Below are 14,388 nucleotides of genomic sequence, written 5' to 3' on the forward strand. Positions count from 1 at the left end.
ACGATTACTTAGAACAGTGGAAGTTAAAACGTGAGCTTAATCGCGAAGCCATGTATATTCGTCAACTAGAGGCCAAACGATATTCAGTAAAGCCTGCTTAACCTACAAACATTAACGTCATTAAGAACTGCCTATAAAGGTAGGTCTAGTTTGCTATGTCCATTTTTTCGGGGTCAACTCAGGAAGCAAAGACATTATTTTCATAAAAAAAAGAGCCAACCCCTAAAAATAGGAGGCTGGCTCTTTGCTGTATGATATTTAACCTGTTACAACTTTGATAACGTTGCGAACAGAGTTTGCTGTTTTGTCCAAAGCCGCTTTTTCTGCTTCCGTCAGTTCGATATCCATAATTTTCTCGATACCGTTGCCGCCCAGTACAGTCAGGACGCCCATGAACAAGTTGTCATAGCCATACTCGCCTTCAAGAAGGGCGATCGTAGGGATAATCCGTTTTTTATCTTTCAGAATCGCTTCTGTCATTTGCACAAGGGAGGCAGCTGGCGCGTAATATGCACTACCGTTACCAAGCAGATTTACAATTTCGCCGCCGCCCGTACGTGTACGTTGAACGATAGCTTCAATACGTTCCGCCGGGATCAGCTTCTCGATTGGCACTCCGCCCGCGTATGTGTAACGAACCAATGGAACCATGTCATCGCCGTGTCCGCCGATCACAACCCCTCTAACGTCCTCAACGGAAACATTCAGCTCCTGGGAGATGAACGTCAAGTAACGGGCTGTATCCAATACGCCGGATTGACCGATCACGCGGTTTTTCGGGAAGCCAAGAGCTTGGTAAGCCACATAAGTCATCGCATCAACCGGATTGCTCAAGATAATAACGATGGAGTTAGGAGCTACTGCTTTTACGTTCTCACAAACGGATTTCACGATGCCTGCGTTCGTGTTAACCAAGTCGTCGCGGCTCATGCCCGGTTTACGTGCGATACCGGCAGTGATGATGACAATGTCGGAATCAGCAGCATCCGCATAGTTGGATGTACCCGTGATTTGAGCGTCGAAGCCTTGAACCGGACCGGCTTCAAGCATATCGAGCGCTTTACCCTTTGTAGGGTTTTCCAATTGCGGAATATCGAGAAGAACAACGTCACCAAGTTCTTTTTGAGCAAGCATTAGTGCCGTAGTTGCGCCTGTGAAGCCTGCGCCGATAACGGTGATTTTATTACGACGGATCGCCATTTAAAATGTGCCTCCTCATTGTATAAAGATATCGTTAGCTTGCGCTATACGAAAGAAATTAAGCCATGTTTTTGATGATTTCGTTCGCGAATTCGGAGCATTTGATTTCAGTTGCGCCTTCCATCAAGCGAGCGAAGTCATAAGTAACTGTTTTGTTGTTAATGGAAGTTTCCAAGCCTTTGTAGATCAGCTCAGCCGCTTCCAACCAGCCAAGGTGCTCAAGAAGCATAACGCCGGACAGGATAACGGAACCTGGGTTAACAACGTCAAGACCTGCATATTTAGGAGCTGTACCATGCGTAGCTTCGAAGATCGCGTGGCCAGTCACGTAGTTGATGTTTGCTCCTGGAGCGATACCGATACCGCCAACTTGTGCAGCAAGTGCATCAGACAGGTAGTCACCGTTCAGGTTCAATGTTGCGATAACGTCGAAGTCAGTCGGACGCGTCAATACTTGTTGCAGTGCGATGTCAGCAATCGCATCTTTTACGATGATTTTGCCAGCAGCTTCTGCGTCTTTTTGAGCTTTGTTCGCAGCTTCTGCGCCTTGCTCTTCTTTGATGCGGTCGTACTGCGCCCATGTGAATGTTTTGTCGCCGAACTCACGCTCAGCCAGCTCGTAACCCCAGTTTTTGAACGCGCCTTCTGTGAATTTCATGATGTTGCCTTTGTGTACCAATGTTACTGTTTTACGGCCATGTTTGATTGCGTACTCGATTGCTGCGCGTACCAAACGCTCTGTACCTTCGGAAGATACTGGCTTAACACCGATCCCTGAAGTTTCCGGGAAGCGAATTTTCTTAACGCCCATTTCGTCTTGAAGGAATTTGAGTACTTTCTTAACTGCATCAGAACCAGCTTCCCACTCGATACCAGCGTAAATATCTTCTGTGTTCTCACGGAAAATAACCATGTCAACCAGTTCAGGACGTTTAACCGGTGAAGGAACGCCGTTGAAATAACGAACCGGACGGGAACATACGTATAGATCCAGCTCTTGACGAAGCGCAACGTTCAGGGAGCGAATACCGCCGCCGATAGGCGTAGTCAGAGGTCCTTTGATGGACACGATGTATTCGCGCATAGCTGTCAGCGTATCGTTAGGAAGCCAGTTGTTGAATTTGTTAAAAGCTTTCTCGCCGGCAAAAACTTCGTACCAAGCAATTTTTTTCTCGCCTTTGTAAGCTTTCTCTACGGCTGCATCAAGAACGCGTACGGAAGCTGCCCAGATGTCAGGACCTGTACCGTCGCCTTCGATGTAAGGGATAATTGGGTTGTTCGGTACTTGAAGTACACCGTTCTCGATTGTGATTTTTTGACCTTCTGTTGGAAGCTCGTAAGTTTCGAATTGTGGCATGATAGTTCCTCCTAAATTTGTTTAAAATGATACGAGTTCAAAGGATAAATACTCCACTAGCTACTTTACTACAAATAGGTGAATTTTAAAAATTTATCTCGTCCCCGTAGTAGCAGGTAAAAGCATTCAGGCACACAAAAAGTGACGGGAGCTGCGGTACGCCCCAGGAAAAAAGAAGTCCCTGAAGCCGGATACCGAACTGCCCGCACCTTAAGCGAATAGGCAAGCCGATTAGCGAGCGCTGATCGGAACGTATTTTTGGTTAACCGGACCTGTGTACTCAGCGCGAGGACGGATCAAGCGGTTGTTCTCGTACTGCTCCAGGATATGGGCCGTCCAACCGGATGTACGGGAGATCGCGAAGATCGGCGTGAACAGGTCGCGCGGGATTTCAAGTGTTGTGTAGACGGAAGCCGAGTAGAAGTCTACGTTCGGTTTCAGACCTTTAAGACCAGTTACAAGCTCATCTGCTTTAACGGACATTTCGTACCATTTCAGGTTGCCAGTCAGCTTGCCAAGCTCGTAAGACATTTTTTGCAAGTGCTTTGCACGCGGATCTCCGTTTTTGTATACACGGTGTCCAAAGCCCATAATTTTGTCTTTACGCTCTAATTTATCATTAATGTAAGGAACTACGTTCTCTACAGTGCCGATCTCTTCAAGCATGGCCATAACCGCCTCGTTCGCACCGCCGTGAAGAGGTCCTTTGAGCGTGCCGATCGCGGAAGTAATGCCGGAGTAAATGTCAGTCAGCGTTGCAACCGTTACACGCGCAGCGAACGTGGAAGCGTTCAACTCGTGGTCCGCGTGAAGAACTAGCGCTTTGTCCAAAGCTTCAATCGCAACTTTGTCCGGCTCTTTTCCAGTCAATTGGTACAAGAAGTTAGCCGCTACGGATGAATATCCCGGGGAAGCTAAAGGCTCTTTACCTTCACGGATGCGAGCGAATGCCGCAATGATGCCAGGAATTTGCGCTTGCAATTTGATCGCTTTACGAACATTGGATTCTTGGCTCATGTCGTTCGCTTCATCGTCATACAGGGCAAGTGCAGATACAGCCGTACGCAGCGCAGCCATGGAATTCACATTTTTCGGGTATGTTCTCAACTGGTTGATCACCGCATCGGGCACCTTGCTGTGAGCGTTCAGGTCGCTTTGCAGTTTCTCAAGCTCAGCTTGGGTAGGCAGTTTGCCGAACCAAAGCAAATAAATAACTTCTTCAAATGTCGCATTTTCTGCGAGGTCATCAATATCAATCCCGCGATATGTCAACACTCCATCTACAATGGAGCTGATCGACGAGGTCGTGGCTACAATTCCTTCTAAACCTTTGGTTGCAGTCATGAGAATCTCTCCTTAGCTACTCTATTAGCAAAAAATTGCTTTTTTCCTAACTTCAATAATAAAGTATTTTACCCGGTAAGTGAACAAAAGAGGACATAAAAGTTCATTATCACTACCATAAAGAATCTTTTTGACACAAAGATGCCACTTAATTTTGCTTCGCAACTTCAGACGCACGATACAAGTTTTTGTATATTTTCCCGAATTATTCAGCGTTTTTGTAAAAGTTTGTCGAGACGGTCTTCACTTGATACAATGTAGGCAAAACATCAGCGATTTTCTCGGATAAAGGAGCAATGACATGAGCAGCGGCACAAAAATCGGTATCATCGATATCGGGTCCAACTCGATACGGCTCGTGATCTACGAAATCAATGAGCTTGGGGCTTACCGCGTTATAAGCGAACATAAAGATTCCGCCAGACTCAGCGAGCGTATCGGGTATGATGGTATTTTACATAGCAAAGACATTATATCCATCGTCCCCATCCTGTCTCACTACGCGCTGCTGTGCCGGGTTCACGAAGTTCAAACGGTAAGAGCTGTGGCGACTGCAGCCATTCGCAACGCGGCCAATTCAACCGATATTGTACGTGTACTTGAAGAGCAGACAGGACTCAAAATTGAAGTGCTAAGCGGAACGGAGGAAGCCCGCTACGGTTATTTGGGCGTCATTAATACGATTGACATCCGGGACGCGCTCATCATTGATATTGGCGGCGGCAGCACAGAGGTTACGTTACTGCGGGATCGGAAACTAATCAACAGTATTTCCTTTCCTTTCGGCGCCGTGAACACAACCCGTCAATACATGAAGAATGCCAATTTGACCGAACAGGAGTCGGCCGATATTCGCCGCATGGTGGAGGAGGCTATCGCCGAGCATCCTTGGATTACCCAATCCCCGAATCTTCCGATGATCGGACTGGGCGGTACGATTCGCACACTCGGCAAAATGAGTCAAAAACGCGCCAAATATTCGCTCCAGCTTGCGCATAATTACGAATTGAAGCCCGGAGAGCTTCGTTCTTTCGTCACCTTGCTGTCTTCCCTTCCCATCGAAAAGAGAAGAAAAATAGACGGCCTCTCCAAAGAACGCTCCGACATTATCGTTCCGGGTCTTATTATTTTAGATACCTTGTTCCAGAAAGCTAATGCCTCTCAGTGTATCATCAGTGGTTCCGGACTTCGCGACGGTTTGTTCTTCGAGACGTTCGATCCCAAGCAGCCGGTCAACCAGGACGTTCTGGAATCCAGCGTTAACAATTTGCTCTGCCTTCATCCAAACGGAGCGGAAAAGCATGTCAGACGCGTCGATCAACTCGCCATGCAGCTTTATGACAAGCTTGCACCCCAATACGATCTTGACGGGGACAGCCGGCGTTATTTGCACGCAACCGCGCTTCTGCACCGAATCGGCGTAAGCGTACACTATTATCAATATTTGAAACACACGCAGTACATGATTGCGAATGCGCGAATCGACGGCCTCACGCACCGGGAAATCGTGATCTGCTCGCTGGTCGCTGCGTTCAAAACAAAAAGCCGGACCCATCAGCAAGCCCTTGCATACAAAGACTTGTTAAAGGAATCCGACGAGGCGTTAATTGTGAAGCTAGGCACACTGCTGAAACTGGCGATTGCCTTGGATTATAGCGAGACTCAGCCTGTTCACGAACTGATCGTTACCCGCTCTGAAACATCTCTGACCCTCAAGCTGCTTTGCGTTCACAACCCGATTCTTGAGTTGAAAGAGCTCGCAGCGATTACGAAGGAATTCGAGAAAACTTGGGGACTCAAGCTTAAGACTCAAGCCGGAGTTTTTTCCAAGAAGTAATCTTCATCGCCTCGAACTGGCTCCGATAAGGAGTCAGTTCGTTTTTTATGCGGGCGTACATCCCGTTGGACATAAGCTCTCTGGCTTTGACATTGTCATTCAGACTGACGTTCAGAATCGAAATCATCATTTTCTTCATTTGCGGGTCCGTGACCGGGCACATCAATTCAATCCGGCGCGTCAAATTCCGTGTCATCCAATCGGCGGAGGATAAATAAACGTCGACAGAGCCGCCATTTTCGAAGTAATACATGCGCGAATGCTCCAAGAACCTGTCCACGATACTGCGCACCGTAATGTTCTCGCTAAGGCCCGGTACCCCTGGACGCAAACAGCATACGCCGCGAATAATCAGTTCAATCTTCACGCCCGCTTGCGACGCAGCGTACAACGCATCCACCATTTCCTGATTGGACAACGAATTCATTTTGGCAATGATCTTGGCCGGTCTGCCTGCTTTGGCATGCGCCGCTTCCCGGGCAATCAGCTCAAACAGCTTATCCTTTAGATCCGTAGGCGCTACGGCAAACGACTGCCAATCATGCGGCGCGGAGTAGCCGGTAATTTCATTGAACAGCGCCGAGGCATCCTCGCCGATCACGCTATTGGAGGTGAAGAGTCCCACATCCGTATAAAGACGAGCCGTAATGTCATTGTAGTTTCCTGTCCCCACATGCACATAACGCCGCAGCATATTTTCTTCTTGACGTACAACCAGAGTGATCTTCGCGTGCGTTTTGAGTCCGACAAGGCCGTAAACGACGTGACAGCCTGACTTTTCCAGCATTCTCGCCCAGGCGATATTCCGCTCTTCGTCAAACCGCGCTTTCAGCTCCACGACGACCGTCACCTGCTTGCCGGATTCCGCGGCTCTCGCCAGCGCTTGAATAATCGGAGAGTTCCCGCTCGCCCGGTACAGCGTCATTTTGATCGCCAGCACTTTGGGATCATAGGCCGCATGGACGATAAAATCGGTCACAGCGTCGAACGTTTCATACGGGTGATGAACAAGCACGTCCTTCTGCTTCAGCACATCGAAGAAATTATTCGTATCCTCGAATTCAATGGGATATTTGGCATTAACCCGCGGATAGCGAAGATTTTCAAAACCGCTGAGCGTATTCGCCAGCTTCATAAAATAGGTAATATCGAGCGGCCCGTCAATTTCAAACGTTTGCTCTTCAATCTCGAACTCATCCTGAAGCTGGGCAAGGGCATAAGGATGAATTCCTTCTTGAACCTCAAGCCGTACAGGAGAACCCCAGCGCCTGCGTCTCAGCTCCTTCTCGATCTCCTCCAGCAGATCCTCCGCGCCTTCCTCATTAAGCGTTAAATCGGCATTGCGGGTCACCCGGAAGCCATGAACGGAAATCGGAATATAACCGCTGAACAGCGATTGGATATGATGCTCCATTAATTCCTCGAGAAGAATAAACTCCTGCTTTTTGCTATTGGTCCGCGTCGGTACGGAAATGTAACGGGACAAATTGCTCGGAACTTGCACAATGGCAAAATAAGGCTCATCATCCGGGTCATCTCCTTCTCTAACCAGAAGGACGGCCAAATAGACAGAATGGTTATGTACAAGCGGAAATGGCCGGCTTTGATCCACAGCCATCGGCGTCAGAACCGGAAAAATAATGTCATGGTAATACTCATCCATAGCTTTCTTCTGGCTCATATTCAAATCCTCGTATTCCGTGAACACGATGCCTTCTTTGGTCAACAACCGGGTCACTTCACGATACGTTTTGTACTGTTCGCTCACCATTTTGGATGTGCGCTTCATAATTCGTTTAATCAATCCCGCTGGCGTGTAGCCAGTGAAATCTTTTTTGTTATATCCAGCCTTAATTTGATCCTTGAGCCCTGCAACACGAACGCTCATGAATTCGTCGAGATTGCTAGATACGATGGCCAGAAATTTCACACGCTCAAGCAGTGGAGTGCTTGGATCCTGGGCTTCCTGCAGAACACGCCAATTGAATTCGATCCAGCTTAAATCGCGATTTAAGTACTTGGTCGAAATCTCTTTGTGCTCCTTGAGCTCTTTAACTTCTTTCAGATCGGGTTCTCGCGCAATACTCATAAAGCCTCCAATTTGGTTATCTAGTTTATGACTTCATTGTACTATGTGTCCGGTATGCCGACAATGCAGCTCCCCCTTTTCAATTATATGAAGATTTTGTAAAGGAATGATCGTTTCCGTATTTATCCATGTTCATGGTACAATACAGAGAACTGAACCAAGGAGAGAAAAAACGATGGGAATCCTGAATCCGCGCTTAGTCCACCAGATTTTCAGGGGCATTTGGGTGGCTTTGATCGTCGCTGGAATCGGCTGCGCCTTATACTATGTAGTTCCGCTTATATACCCATTTATTTTTGGCTGGATTTTAGCACTTATGCTCAATCCGGTCGTGAATTTCTTCCAATTCAAATTGAAGTTTCCGCGTTGGCTTGCCGTCACCTTATCCATGCTCATCTTCTTAGCCGCTATGATAACGGCCATTACGCTGCTTGTCGCTAACATCATTGTGGAGCTAGGATCTCTGGCCGATACCCTGCAGTTCCAGATAAACCGTTGGGTGGAGCAGTTCAACGTATTCATCAATTCAACGGCGTTCCAGAACTGGATTGAGAAAATTAACGATTTTTTCGAAAATAACCCTAAATATCAAGAAACCGTCAACAAGAACCTGTCTTCCACGGCGGGCTCGATTGCGGATGTCAGTAAGTATGTCATCAGCTACGTATTTGACACATTGAGACGTTTTCTCACTTCGCTGCCCAATATCGCAACAATTACGATCATCGTCATGCTGGCTACTTTTTTTATAAGCAAAGACTGGTACCTGCTCATCAAAAGGTATAAAGGCATCTTCTCGGACATCATCGTAAAGACGACGCAATTGATCCGAAACGATTTACAAAAGGCGTTGTTCGGCTACATGCGCGCACAGCTCATTCTGGTCTCGCTGACGGCTCTGGTCGTAATCATTGGCCTGCTCGTTCTGCGAGTTGACTATGCCATTACAATCGGCTTGCTAACCGGCTTGGCGGATTTGATGCCTTACTTGGGAACCGGCGTGGTGATGGTGCCTTGGATCCTGTACGTGTTTTTTGCACAAGGGGATCTGTTCCTCGGGATCGGGCTCAGCATTCTGTACGGCGTCATCGTGATTGCCAGACAAATTATGGAGCCTAAAGTACTCGCTTCCTCCGTCGGGCTTGACCCGCTCGCCACATTAATCGCCATGTTCGTCGGATTGAAGCTATTCGGGCTTCTCGGACTCATTATCGGACCTGTGTCGCTCATTCTGATATCCGCTTTTTACAGAGCGCGAATCTTTCACGATATCGCCACTTACATACAAAAAGGCTCGGCACCTCCTGAATAAAGGAGACCGGGCCTTTGTTATTGAGGCTGCTTGCAAGGCAACTGCTTTATCTTCGATTGATCCAATGGATGTTGCCTTTGCCAATTTGTCTTCGGATCAATGCTAGGAGCATCACCTTGAAGATCGGCCTCGTATACGGGAAAACAAGGAGAAAACCGAAGATGTCCGTGATAAAGCCCGGTGTAATCAATAAGATGCCGCCGAGGAAAATACAAATGCCATCCAACAGATGCTGTGCCGGCAGCTGCCCCTGGGACCACTCAAACCGAGCGTACTCCAGCACTTTGCGTCCTTCCCGTTTAGCGAAATAAACGCCAAGAACGCTGCTTAGAATGATAAAGGCAAATGTCGTCCAACCGCCCACTAAATGCCCTATCAGGATAAGAAGGGAAATTTCAATAGCAGGCACAAGAATGAAAATGGCAAGAATGATGCGTAACATAAACCCAACCCCTTTTAAGAGTACTCAGATAACAGCTGCCACAATTCCGGCGCTTCCTTGTCTATACGTACCGGCTTCCAAGAAGGATTCACCCAAACATGACGCGTGGTTCCCGTTACAAGCAAATCCCCCTTTGTTTCCGCTGATTCAGGTGTCAAATCTTCAGTAATCTTCCTGATTTCGTATGCAAAATGGAGACGTACTGAGCTAATCTCAATCACTCTGGTGTTAATACTTACCAAATCGTCGTACCGAGCCGGCTTCTTGAACTTAACCTCCGCTTCGACGACGGGCAGCAGCAGCCCTTTATCCTCAATACGGCGGTAAGGGTAGCCTAACTCCCTGATCAGCTCCGTTCGTCCGATTTCGAACCAGTTCAAATAGTTAGCGTGGTAAACTACGCCCATCTGATCTGTCTCGGCATACCGTACGCGCATCCGGTGCTCATGCCATCTTTCCTCATTCATGTATTTGCAAGCCTCCCAAGGACAAAGTTATGCGTTTAGTATAACACAGAGAGGGGGATGAACTCCCTTTTTGCTGGCTGCGCGAGGGGTTATCAGTGGCAGCGATTAAGAAGAATGCGAGCATTGCGATCAGAGTTTGGTTTGACCGTCCATGTGGCAGGAAAGAATTGATTACTTGGAGTAGCTAGCTTGGTAGGACGTGTGAAGGGACGACAGTGGTGGGGGCTGATGAGGTGTGCGAGCATTGCGATTAGAGTGTGATTCGAGTGTCTGTGTGGAAGATAAGAATGGATTACTTGGAGTTTCCAGTTAAACGAGGATGCAGCGGGATTAACAGGAAATTTTCCAGCTAATATTTAAAACAGATAGCTGCTGATGATCTTGGCAACACGGGCGGCGGCCGAAATCCTCAAGACCTTGCTCCAAGAGGAACTACAGGGCGCTAATGGAGCCAAATCGGCCCCATTCAGGCTCTATGTGGAACTACAGGGTCTTATTTACTCCGCAAGCCGCCTCATGTAACCAAACCCGCCAGAATAGAGGACCACAGTTCCCTTCAGCCGCCCAAAGGTCCGCTTTTACTCTAAATAACGGATCATAGTTCCCTCTGGCAACTCCATGTGCATGCTTCCCCCAAAGAAAAAGAGGCCGTCCAGTTGGGTCGGATCAGACCCTCCTAGACAGCCTCTTCGTTATAGCTTACAGAACGCTCGCTTGACCAGAGTAGATGATACCTACTTCTGGATAAATCGACACTTCTGTACCGTCTTTAATAACTTCTACCGCGTTCTCAACGCCAACGATAACCGGGATTCCAAGGCTAAGCGCAACAACAGCCGCATGGGAAGTAATGCCGCCTACTTCCGTAATCAAAGCGGAAGCTCTTTGTACAGCCGGCATATACTCTTTATCCGTAGTTACCGTTACGAGCACGGCGCCGTCAACCATTTTGGCGTTCGCTTCTTCAGGCGTGCGTGCGGTGACAACGATACCTGTAGCGGTTTGCATGCCGATACCCGTACCTTTGGCCAGCATCTCGCCTACGTGGTGAACTTTGATCAAGTTCGTTGTTCCAGAGCGTCCGACAGGGACACCCGCCGTGATAACGACGATATCGCCTAAAGAGACGATGCCTGTTTTGATGGAGCTGTCTACAGCCAAGTTGAACAGCTCGTCCGTTGTTTTAGCTTGTACGCTCATTACCGGGATAACGCCCCATACCAGGGATAAACGACGAATCACTTGCTCGCTTGGCGTAATCGCGATGATTGGCGCTTTCGGACGGTATTTGGATACCATTCTTGCCGTATATCCGCTTTCCGTAGCTGTCAAAATCGCTTTCGCTCCAAGTTCCAAAGCAGAGTTAGCTACCGCTTGCGAGATCGCTTCCGTAACCGTAACTTGCTGTGCTTGTGCTTGGCGCAAGAAAATTTCTTTGTATTCCAAAGCTGCTTCCGCACGCTCAGCAATACGAGCCATCGTTTGAACGGACTCAACCGGATATTTCCCGGCAGCCGTTTCACCGGAAAGCATCACAGCATCTGTTCCGTCGAACACGGCGTTCGCTACGTCACTTGCTTCCGCACGCGTCGGACGCGGGTTACGCTGCATGGAATCCAGCATCATCGTTGCCGTAATAACCGGCTTGCCGACGATGTTACATTTCTTGATCATTTGCTTTTGCACAACCGGTACGTCTTCAGCCGGAATTTCAACACCGAGATCCCCACGGGCAACCATCAGACCGTCGGATACTTCGAGAATTTCGTCTAAATTGTCTACGCCCTCTTGGTTCTCGATTTTACTGATGATTTGAATGTGAGTTGCGTTATGTTTTTCCAGCAATTCACGAATTTCCATAACGTCGCTTGCTTTACGAACAAAAGAAGCTGCGATGAAATCTACGCCTTGCTCGATACCGAAAATAATATCGTTGGCGTCTTTTTCCGTAATACCCGGAAGAGAGATCTTCACGCCAGGCACGTTAACGCCTTTTTTACTTTTGATCGTTCCGCCATTGACGATGCGGCACTCGATTTCCGTTCCGCGAATGTCAACAACCGTAAGCCCGATCAGACCGTCATCGATTAGAATCGTGGAACCGACTTCAACGTCGCGCGGCAGATCGGAGTAAGTAACGGAGATGCGGTCAGCATCGCCAAGAATCTCTTCGGTCGTCAAAACGATATGCTTGTCTTGAACGAGCTCAATCGGTTCTTCTTTCAATTTGCCGGTACGGATTTCAGGCCCTTTGGTGTCTAGCAAAATTGCCGCTAATTTGCCTGTCTCAGCAGATGCAGCGCGAAGATTGCGGATACGTGCGCCATGCTCCTCAAAATCTCCGTGGGAGAAGTTAAGACGGGCAACGTTCATTCCCGCTAACAGGAGTTTTTTCAAATTCTCTTGTGATTCGCTTGCTGGTCCGATGGTACAGACAATTTTCGTTTTACGCATGGTTTCCCTCCTGAGTAAATGTGAACCGACCTATTTCTCTAAATTTATGGTAACGGTCCTCTAACAGCTCCTGTTCGGTCAAACTTAGCAATGGCTCAAGCTGTTCCCAGATCGCTGTTTTGATAAATTCTGCTTGTGCAGCAGGATCACGGTGCGCGCCGCCTTTAGGCTCCGGAACGATGCCGTCAATGACGTTCAACTCTTTAATGTGATCTGCGGTAATCTTCATTGCTTCTGCCGCGTGTAGCGCTTGGGAAGCATCTTTATATAAGATGGAAGCTGCGCCTTCCGGACTAATGACCGAATAGATCGCATTCTCCAGCATCAACACCTTGTTGCCTAATCCTAAGGCCAGTGCGCCGCCGCTGCCGCCTTCACCGATAACGATACAGATGATCGGCACACGAAAAGAGGCCATTTCCAGCAAATTTCTGGCAATCGCTTCTCCTTGACCACGCTCTTCTGCAGCATTCCCGGGGAATGCGCCTTTGGTATCGATAAATGTAATAATCGGACGTTTGAACTTGTTCGCTTGGCGCATCATACGCAGCGCTTTGCGGAAGCCCTCCGGATGCGGACATCCGAAATTGCGGGCAATATTATCCTTCGTATCTTTCCCTTTTTGATGACCGACTACGGTAACAGGAACACCGTTCAATTTGGCTAGTCCGCCCACAATCGCCAGGTCGTCTCCATACAATCGATCGCCATGAAACTCTATGAAATCAGTAAAAATAGATAAAATATAATCAATCGTCGTCGGCCTTTGAGGATGACGCGCTAATTGCATTTTCTCCGCAGAAGACATGCTGGCATACAGCTCATCTTCCAGCTGAACGTATCTTTCTTCCAAACGGCGTATTTCCTCTGAAAAATCAATTTGCTTCTCTGCTCCAAATTTGCGCAGCTCGGCAATTTTGCTCTTCAGTTCCGCCAGCGGCTGTTCAAACGGCATTTCACCCGCCATAAGTCGCCTCCCCCTTCACTCCGTGCATGTCCAGTAGCTTGATTAACGTAGGCCGCATATCCTTACGGGCAACGACCTTGTCGAGCTGACCATGCTCGAGATTGAATTCTGATGTCTGGAAATTGTCCGGCAGCTTTTGTTTAATGGTTTGTTCAATAACGCGGCGGCCCGTGAATCCGAAAGACGCTGCAGGTTCAGCAATGATAATGTCTCCGAGCATGGCAAAGCTTGCGGATACGCCGCCAAACGTCGGATCCGTAATGATGGAAATAAAGAGTCCGCCTTCGGCACTCAGCTTAGACAAAGCTGCGCTTGTTTTGGCCATTTGCATCAAACTAAGAATACTTTCCTGCATACGCGCGCCACCTGAAGTGGAATAAATAATGATTGGAACCTTCTTTTCAATTGCAGCTTCAACCGCTCTCGTAATGCGCTCTCCTACAACGGAGCCAAGCGATCCGCCCATAAAATCAAAGCTCATGGCCGCAACCACAACCGGATAACCGCCAATGGTGCCTTCCCCGGTTATAATCGCGTCTTGTAATTTCGTCGTGTTCTTCGCTTTATCTAATTTCTCTACATAGTCAGGAAACTGTAAAGGGTCCTCAGAAATCATATTCGCATCGTATTCCAGAAACTCGCCTTCATCGAGCGTTAATTGAATGCGTTCCAATGCGCTTAAACGATAATGGTAGCCGCAAGCTGTACAGACTTTCAGGTTTTTCTCTAGCTCTTTACTCGTTTGAATGGTACCGCATTTCGGGCATTTATTCATTAACCCTTCGGGAATATCCCTTTTTGTTTTCTCAGAAGGAATCGTTGCGTATTTACGCTTTTGAAATAAATCCTTTAGCACATTTCCACCTCTAATTGGCTGTTATCGTGAACCTCTGACACGCCACGTTACTTACTTCTACTT

General features: G+C 48.0%; 11 protein-coding genes. 2 read left to right on the forward strand and 9 right to left on the reverse strand.

All coding sequences use genetic code 11. The annotated features are described in order from the left end of the window. Nucleotides 1–258: 258 nt before the first annotated feature. The 3 genes from mdh to citZ all read right to left on the reverse strand — a co-directional run bounded on the left by mdh (nt 259) and on the right by citZ (nt 3,901). Nucleotides 259–1,200: a malate dehydrogenase gene (gene mdh, locus AC3WRW_RS12120; protein WP_492546574.1), complete on the reverse strand. Its 942-nt coding sequence runs from the start codon at nt 1,198–1,200 to the stop codon at nt 259–261. 58 nt (nt 1,201–1,258) lie between these two features. Continuing rightward, nucleotides 1,259–2,557 carry an NADP-dependent isocitrate dehydrogenase gene (icd, locus tag AC3WRW_RS12125; RefSeq protein WP_492546575.1) on the reverse strand — a complete coding sequence of 433 codons (1,299 nt, stop codon included), beginning with the start codon at nt 2,555–2,557 and terminating at the stop codon, nt 1,259–1,261. Between the two features lie 231 nt (nt 2,558–2,788). Then, a complete protein-coding gene (gene citZ / locus AC3WRW_RS12130) occupies nt 2,789–3,901 on the reverse strand; it encodes a citrate synthase (RefSeq protein WP_492546576.1) in 1,113 nt (370 codons plus the stop codon). Between the two features lie 301 nt (nt 3,902–4,202). Here citZ and AC3WRW_RS12135 point away from each other — a divergent pair, with 301 nt between their 5' ends. After that, nucleotides 4,203–5,738, forward strand: coding sequence for a Ppx/GppA phosphatase family protein (locus tag AC3WRW_RS12135; RefSeq protein ID WP_492546577.1), 1,536 nt, complete (start codon nt 4,203–4,205; stop codon nt 5,736–5,738). Here AC3WRW_RS12135 and AC3WRW_RS12140 read toward each other — a convergent pair. Further along, entirely contained in the window at nt 5,704–7,827 is a 2,124-nt protein-coding gene (locus AC3WRW_RS12140) for an RNA degradosome polyphosphate kinase (RefSeq protein WP_492546578.1), read from the reverse strand. The genes AC3WRW_RS12135 and AC3WRW_RS12140 overlap by 35 nt on opposite strands. A gap of 175 nt (nt 7,828–8,002) precedes the next feature. Here AC3WRW_RS12140 and ytvI point away from each other — a divergent pair, with 175 nt between their 5' ends. Continuing rightward, a complete protein-coding gene (ytvI, locus tag AC3WRW_RS12145; protein ID WP_492546579.1) occupies nt 8,003–9,139 on the forward strand; it encodes a sporulation integral membrane protein YtvI in 1,137 nt (378 codons plus the stop codon). 46 nt (nt 9,140–9,185) lie between these two features. Here ytvI and AC3WRW_RS12150 read toward each other — a convergent pair whose 3' ends face one another. The 5 genes from AC3WRW_RS12150 to accD all read right to left on the reverse strand — a co-directional run bounded on the left by AC3WRW_RS12150 (nt 9,186) and on the right by accD (nt 14,325). Beyond that, nucleotides 9,186–9,581, reverse strand: a complete 396-nt coding sequence (locus AC3WRW_RS12150) for an FxsA family protein (RefSeq protein ID WP_492546580.1) — start codon at nt 9,579–9,581, stop codon at nt 9,186–9,188. Between the two features lie 14 nt (nt 9,582–9,595). After that, the gene (locus AC3WRW_RS12155; RefSeq protein WP_492546581.1) at nt 9,596–10,048 is read right to left on the reverse strand and encodes an acyl-CoA thioesterase; all 453 of its coding nucleotides are present in this window, start codon (nt 10,046–10,048) and stop codon (nt 9,596–9,598) included. Nucleotides 10,049–10,747: 699 nt separating this feature from the next. Then, complete coding sequence (pyk, locus tag AC3WRW_RS12160) at nt 10,748–12,502, reverse strand: pyruvate kinase (protein ID WP_492546582.1); 1,755 nt, start codon at nt 12,500–12,502, stop codon at nt 10,748–10,750. Further along, nucleotides 12,495–13,469 carry an acetyl-CoA carboxylase carboxyl transferase subunit alpha gene (gene accA / locus AC3WRW_RS12165; protein WP_171684081.1) on the reverse strand — a complete coding sequence of 325 codons (975 nt, stop codon included), beginning with the start codon at nt 13,467–13,469 and terminating at the stop codon, nt 12,495–12,497. The genes pyk and accA overlap by 8 nt, the downstream gene beginning before the upstream one ends. Further along, nucleotides 13,459–14,325 (reverse strand): acetyl-CoA carboxylase, carboxyltransferase subunit beta, encoded by an 867-nt coding sequence (accD, locus tag AC3WRW_RS12170; RefSeq protein WP_492546583.1) that lies wholly within the window; start codon nt 14,323–14,325, stop codon nt 13,459–13,461. The genes accA and accD overlap by 11 nt, the downstream gene beginning before the upstream one ends. Nucleotides 14,326–14,388 lie beyond the last annotated feature (63 nt).

The sequence above is a fragment of the Paenibacillus sp. FW126-R14 genome, from assembly GCF_058789495.1.

Excerpts from the sequence above, each read along its gene's own strand:
- mdh (WP_492546574.1), bottom strand. The coding sequence starts at position 1,200 with ATGGCGATCCGTCGTAATAAAATCACCGTTATCGGCGCAGGCTTCACA.
- icd (WP_492546575.1), bottom strand. The coding sequence starts at position 2,557 with ATGCCACAATTCGAAACTTACGAGCTTCCAACAGAAGGTCAAAAAATC.
- citZ (WP_492546576.1), bottom strand. The coding sequence starts at position 3,901 with ATGACTGCAACCAAAGGTTTAGAAGGAATTGTAGCCACGACCTCGTCG.
- AC3WRW_RS12135 (WP_492546577.1), top strand. The coding sequence starts at position 4,203 with ATGAGCAGCGGCACAAAAATCGGTATCATCGATATCGGGTCCAACTCG.
- AC3WRW_RS12140 (WP_492546578.1), bottom strand. The coding sequence starts at position 7,827 with ATGAGTATTGCGCGAGAACCCGATCTGAAAGAAGTTAAAGAGCTCAAG.
- ytvI (WP_492546579.1), top strand. The coding sequence starts at position 8,003 with ATGGGAATCCTGAATCCGCGCTTAGTCCACCAGATTTTCAGGGGCATT.
- AC3WRW_RS12150 (WP_492546580.1), bottom strand. The coding sequence starts at position 9,581 with ATGTTACGCATCATTCTTGCCATTTTCATTCTTGTGCCTGCTATTGAA.
- AC3WRW_RS12155 (WP_492546581.1), bottom strand. The coding sequence starts at position 10,048 with ATGAATGAGGAAAGATGGCATGAGCACCGGATGCGCGTACGGTATGCC.
- pyk (WP_492546582.1), bottom strand. The coding sequence starts at position 12,502 with ATGCGTAAAACGAAAATTGTCTGTACCATCGGACCAGCAAGCGAATCA.
- accA (WP_171684081.1), bottom strand. The coding sequence starts at position 13,469 with ATGGCGGGTGAAATGCCGTTTGAACAGCCGCTGGCGGAACTGAAGAGC.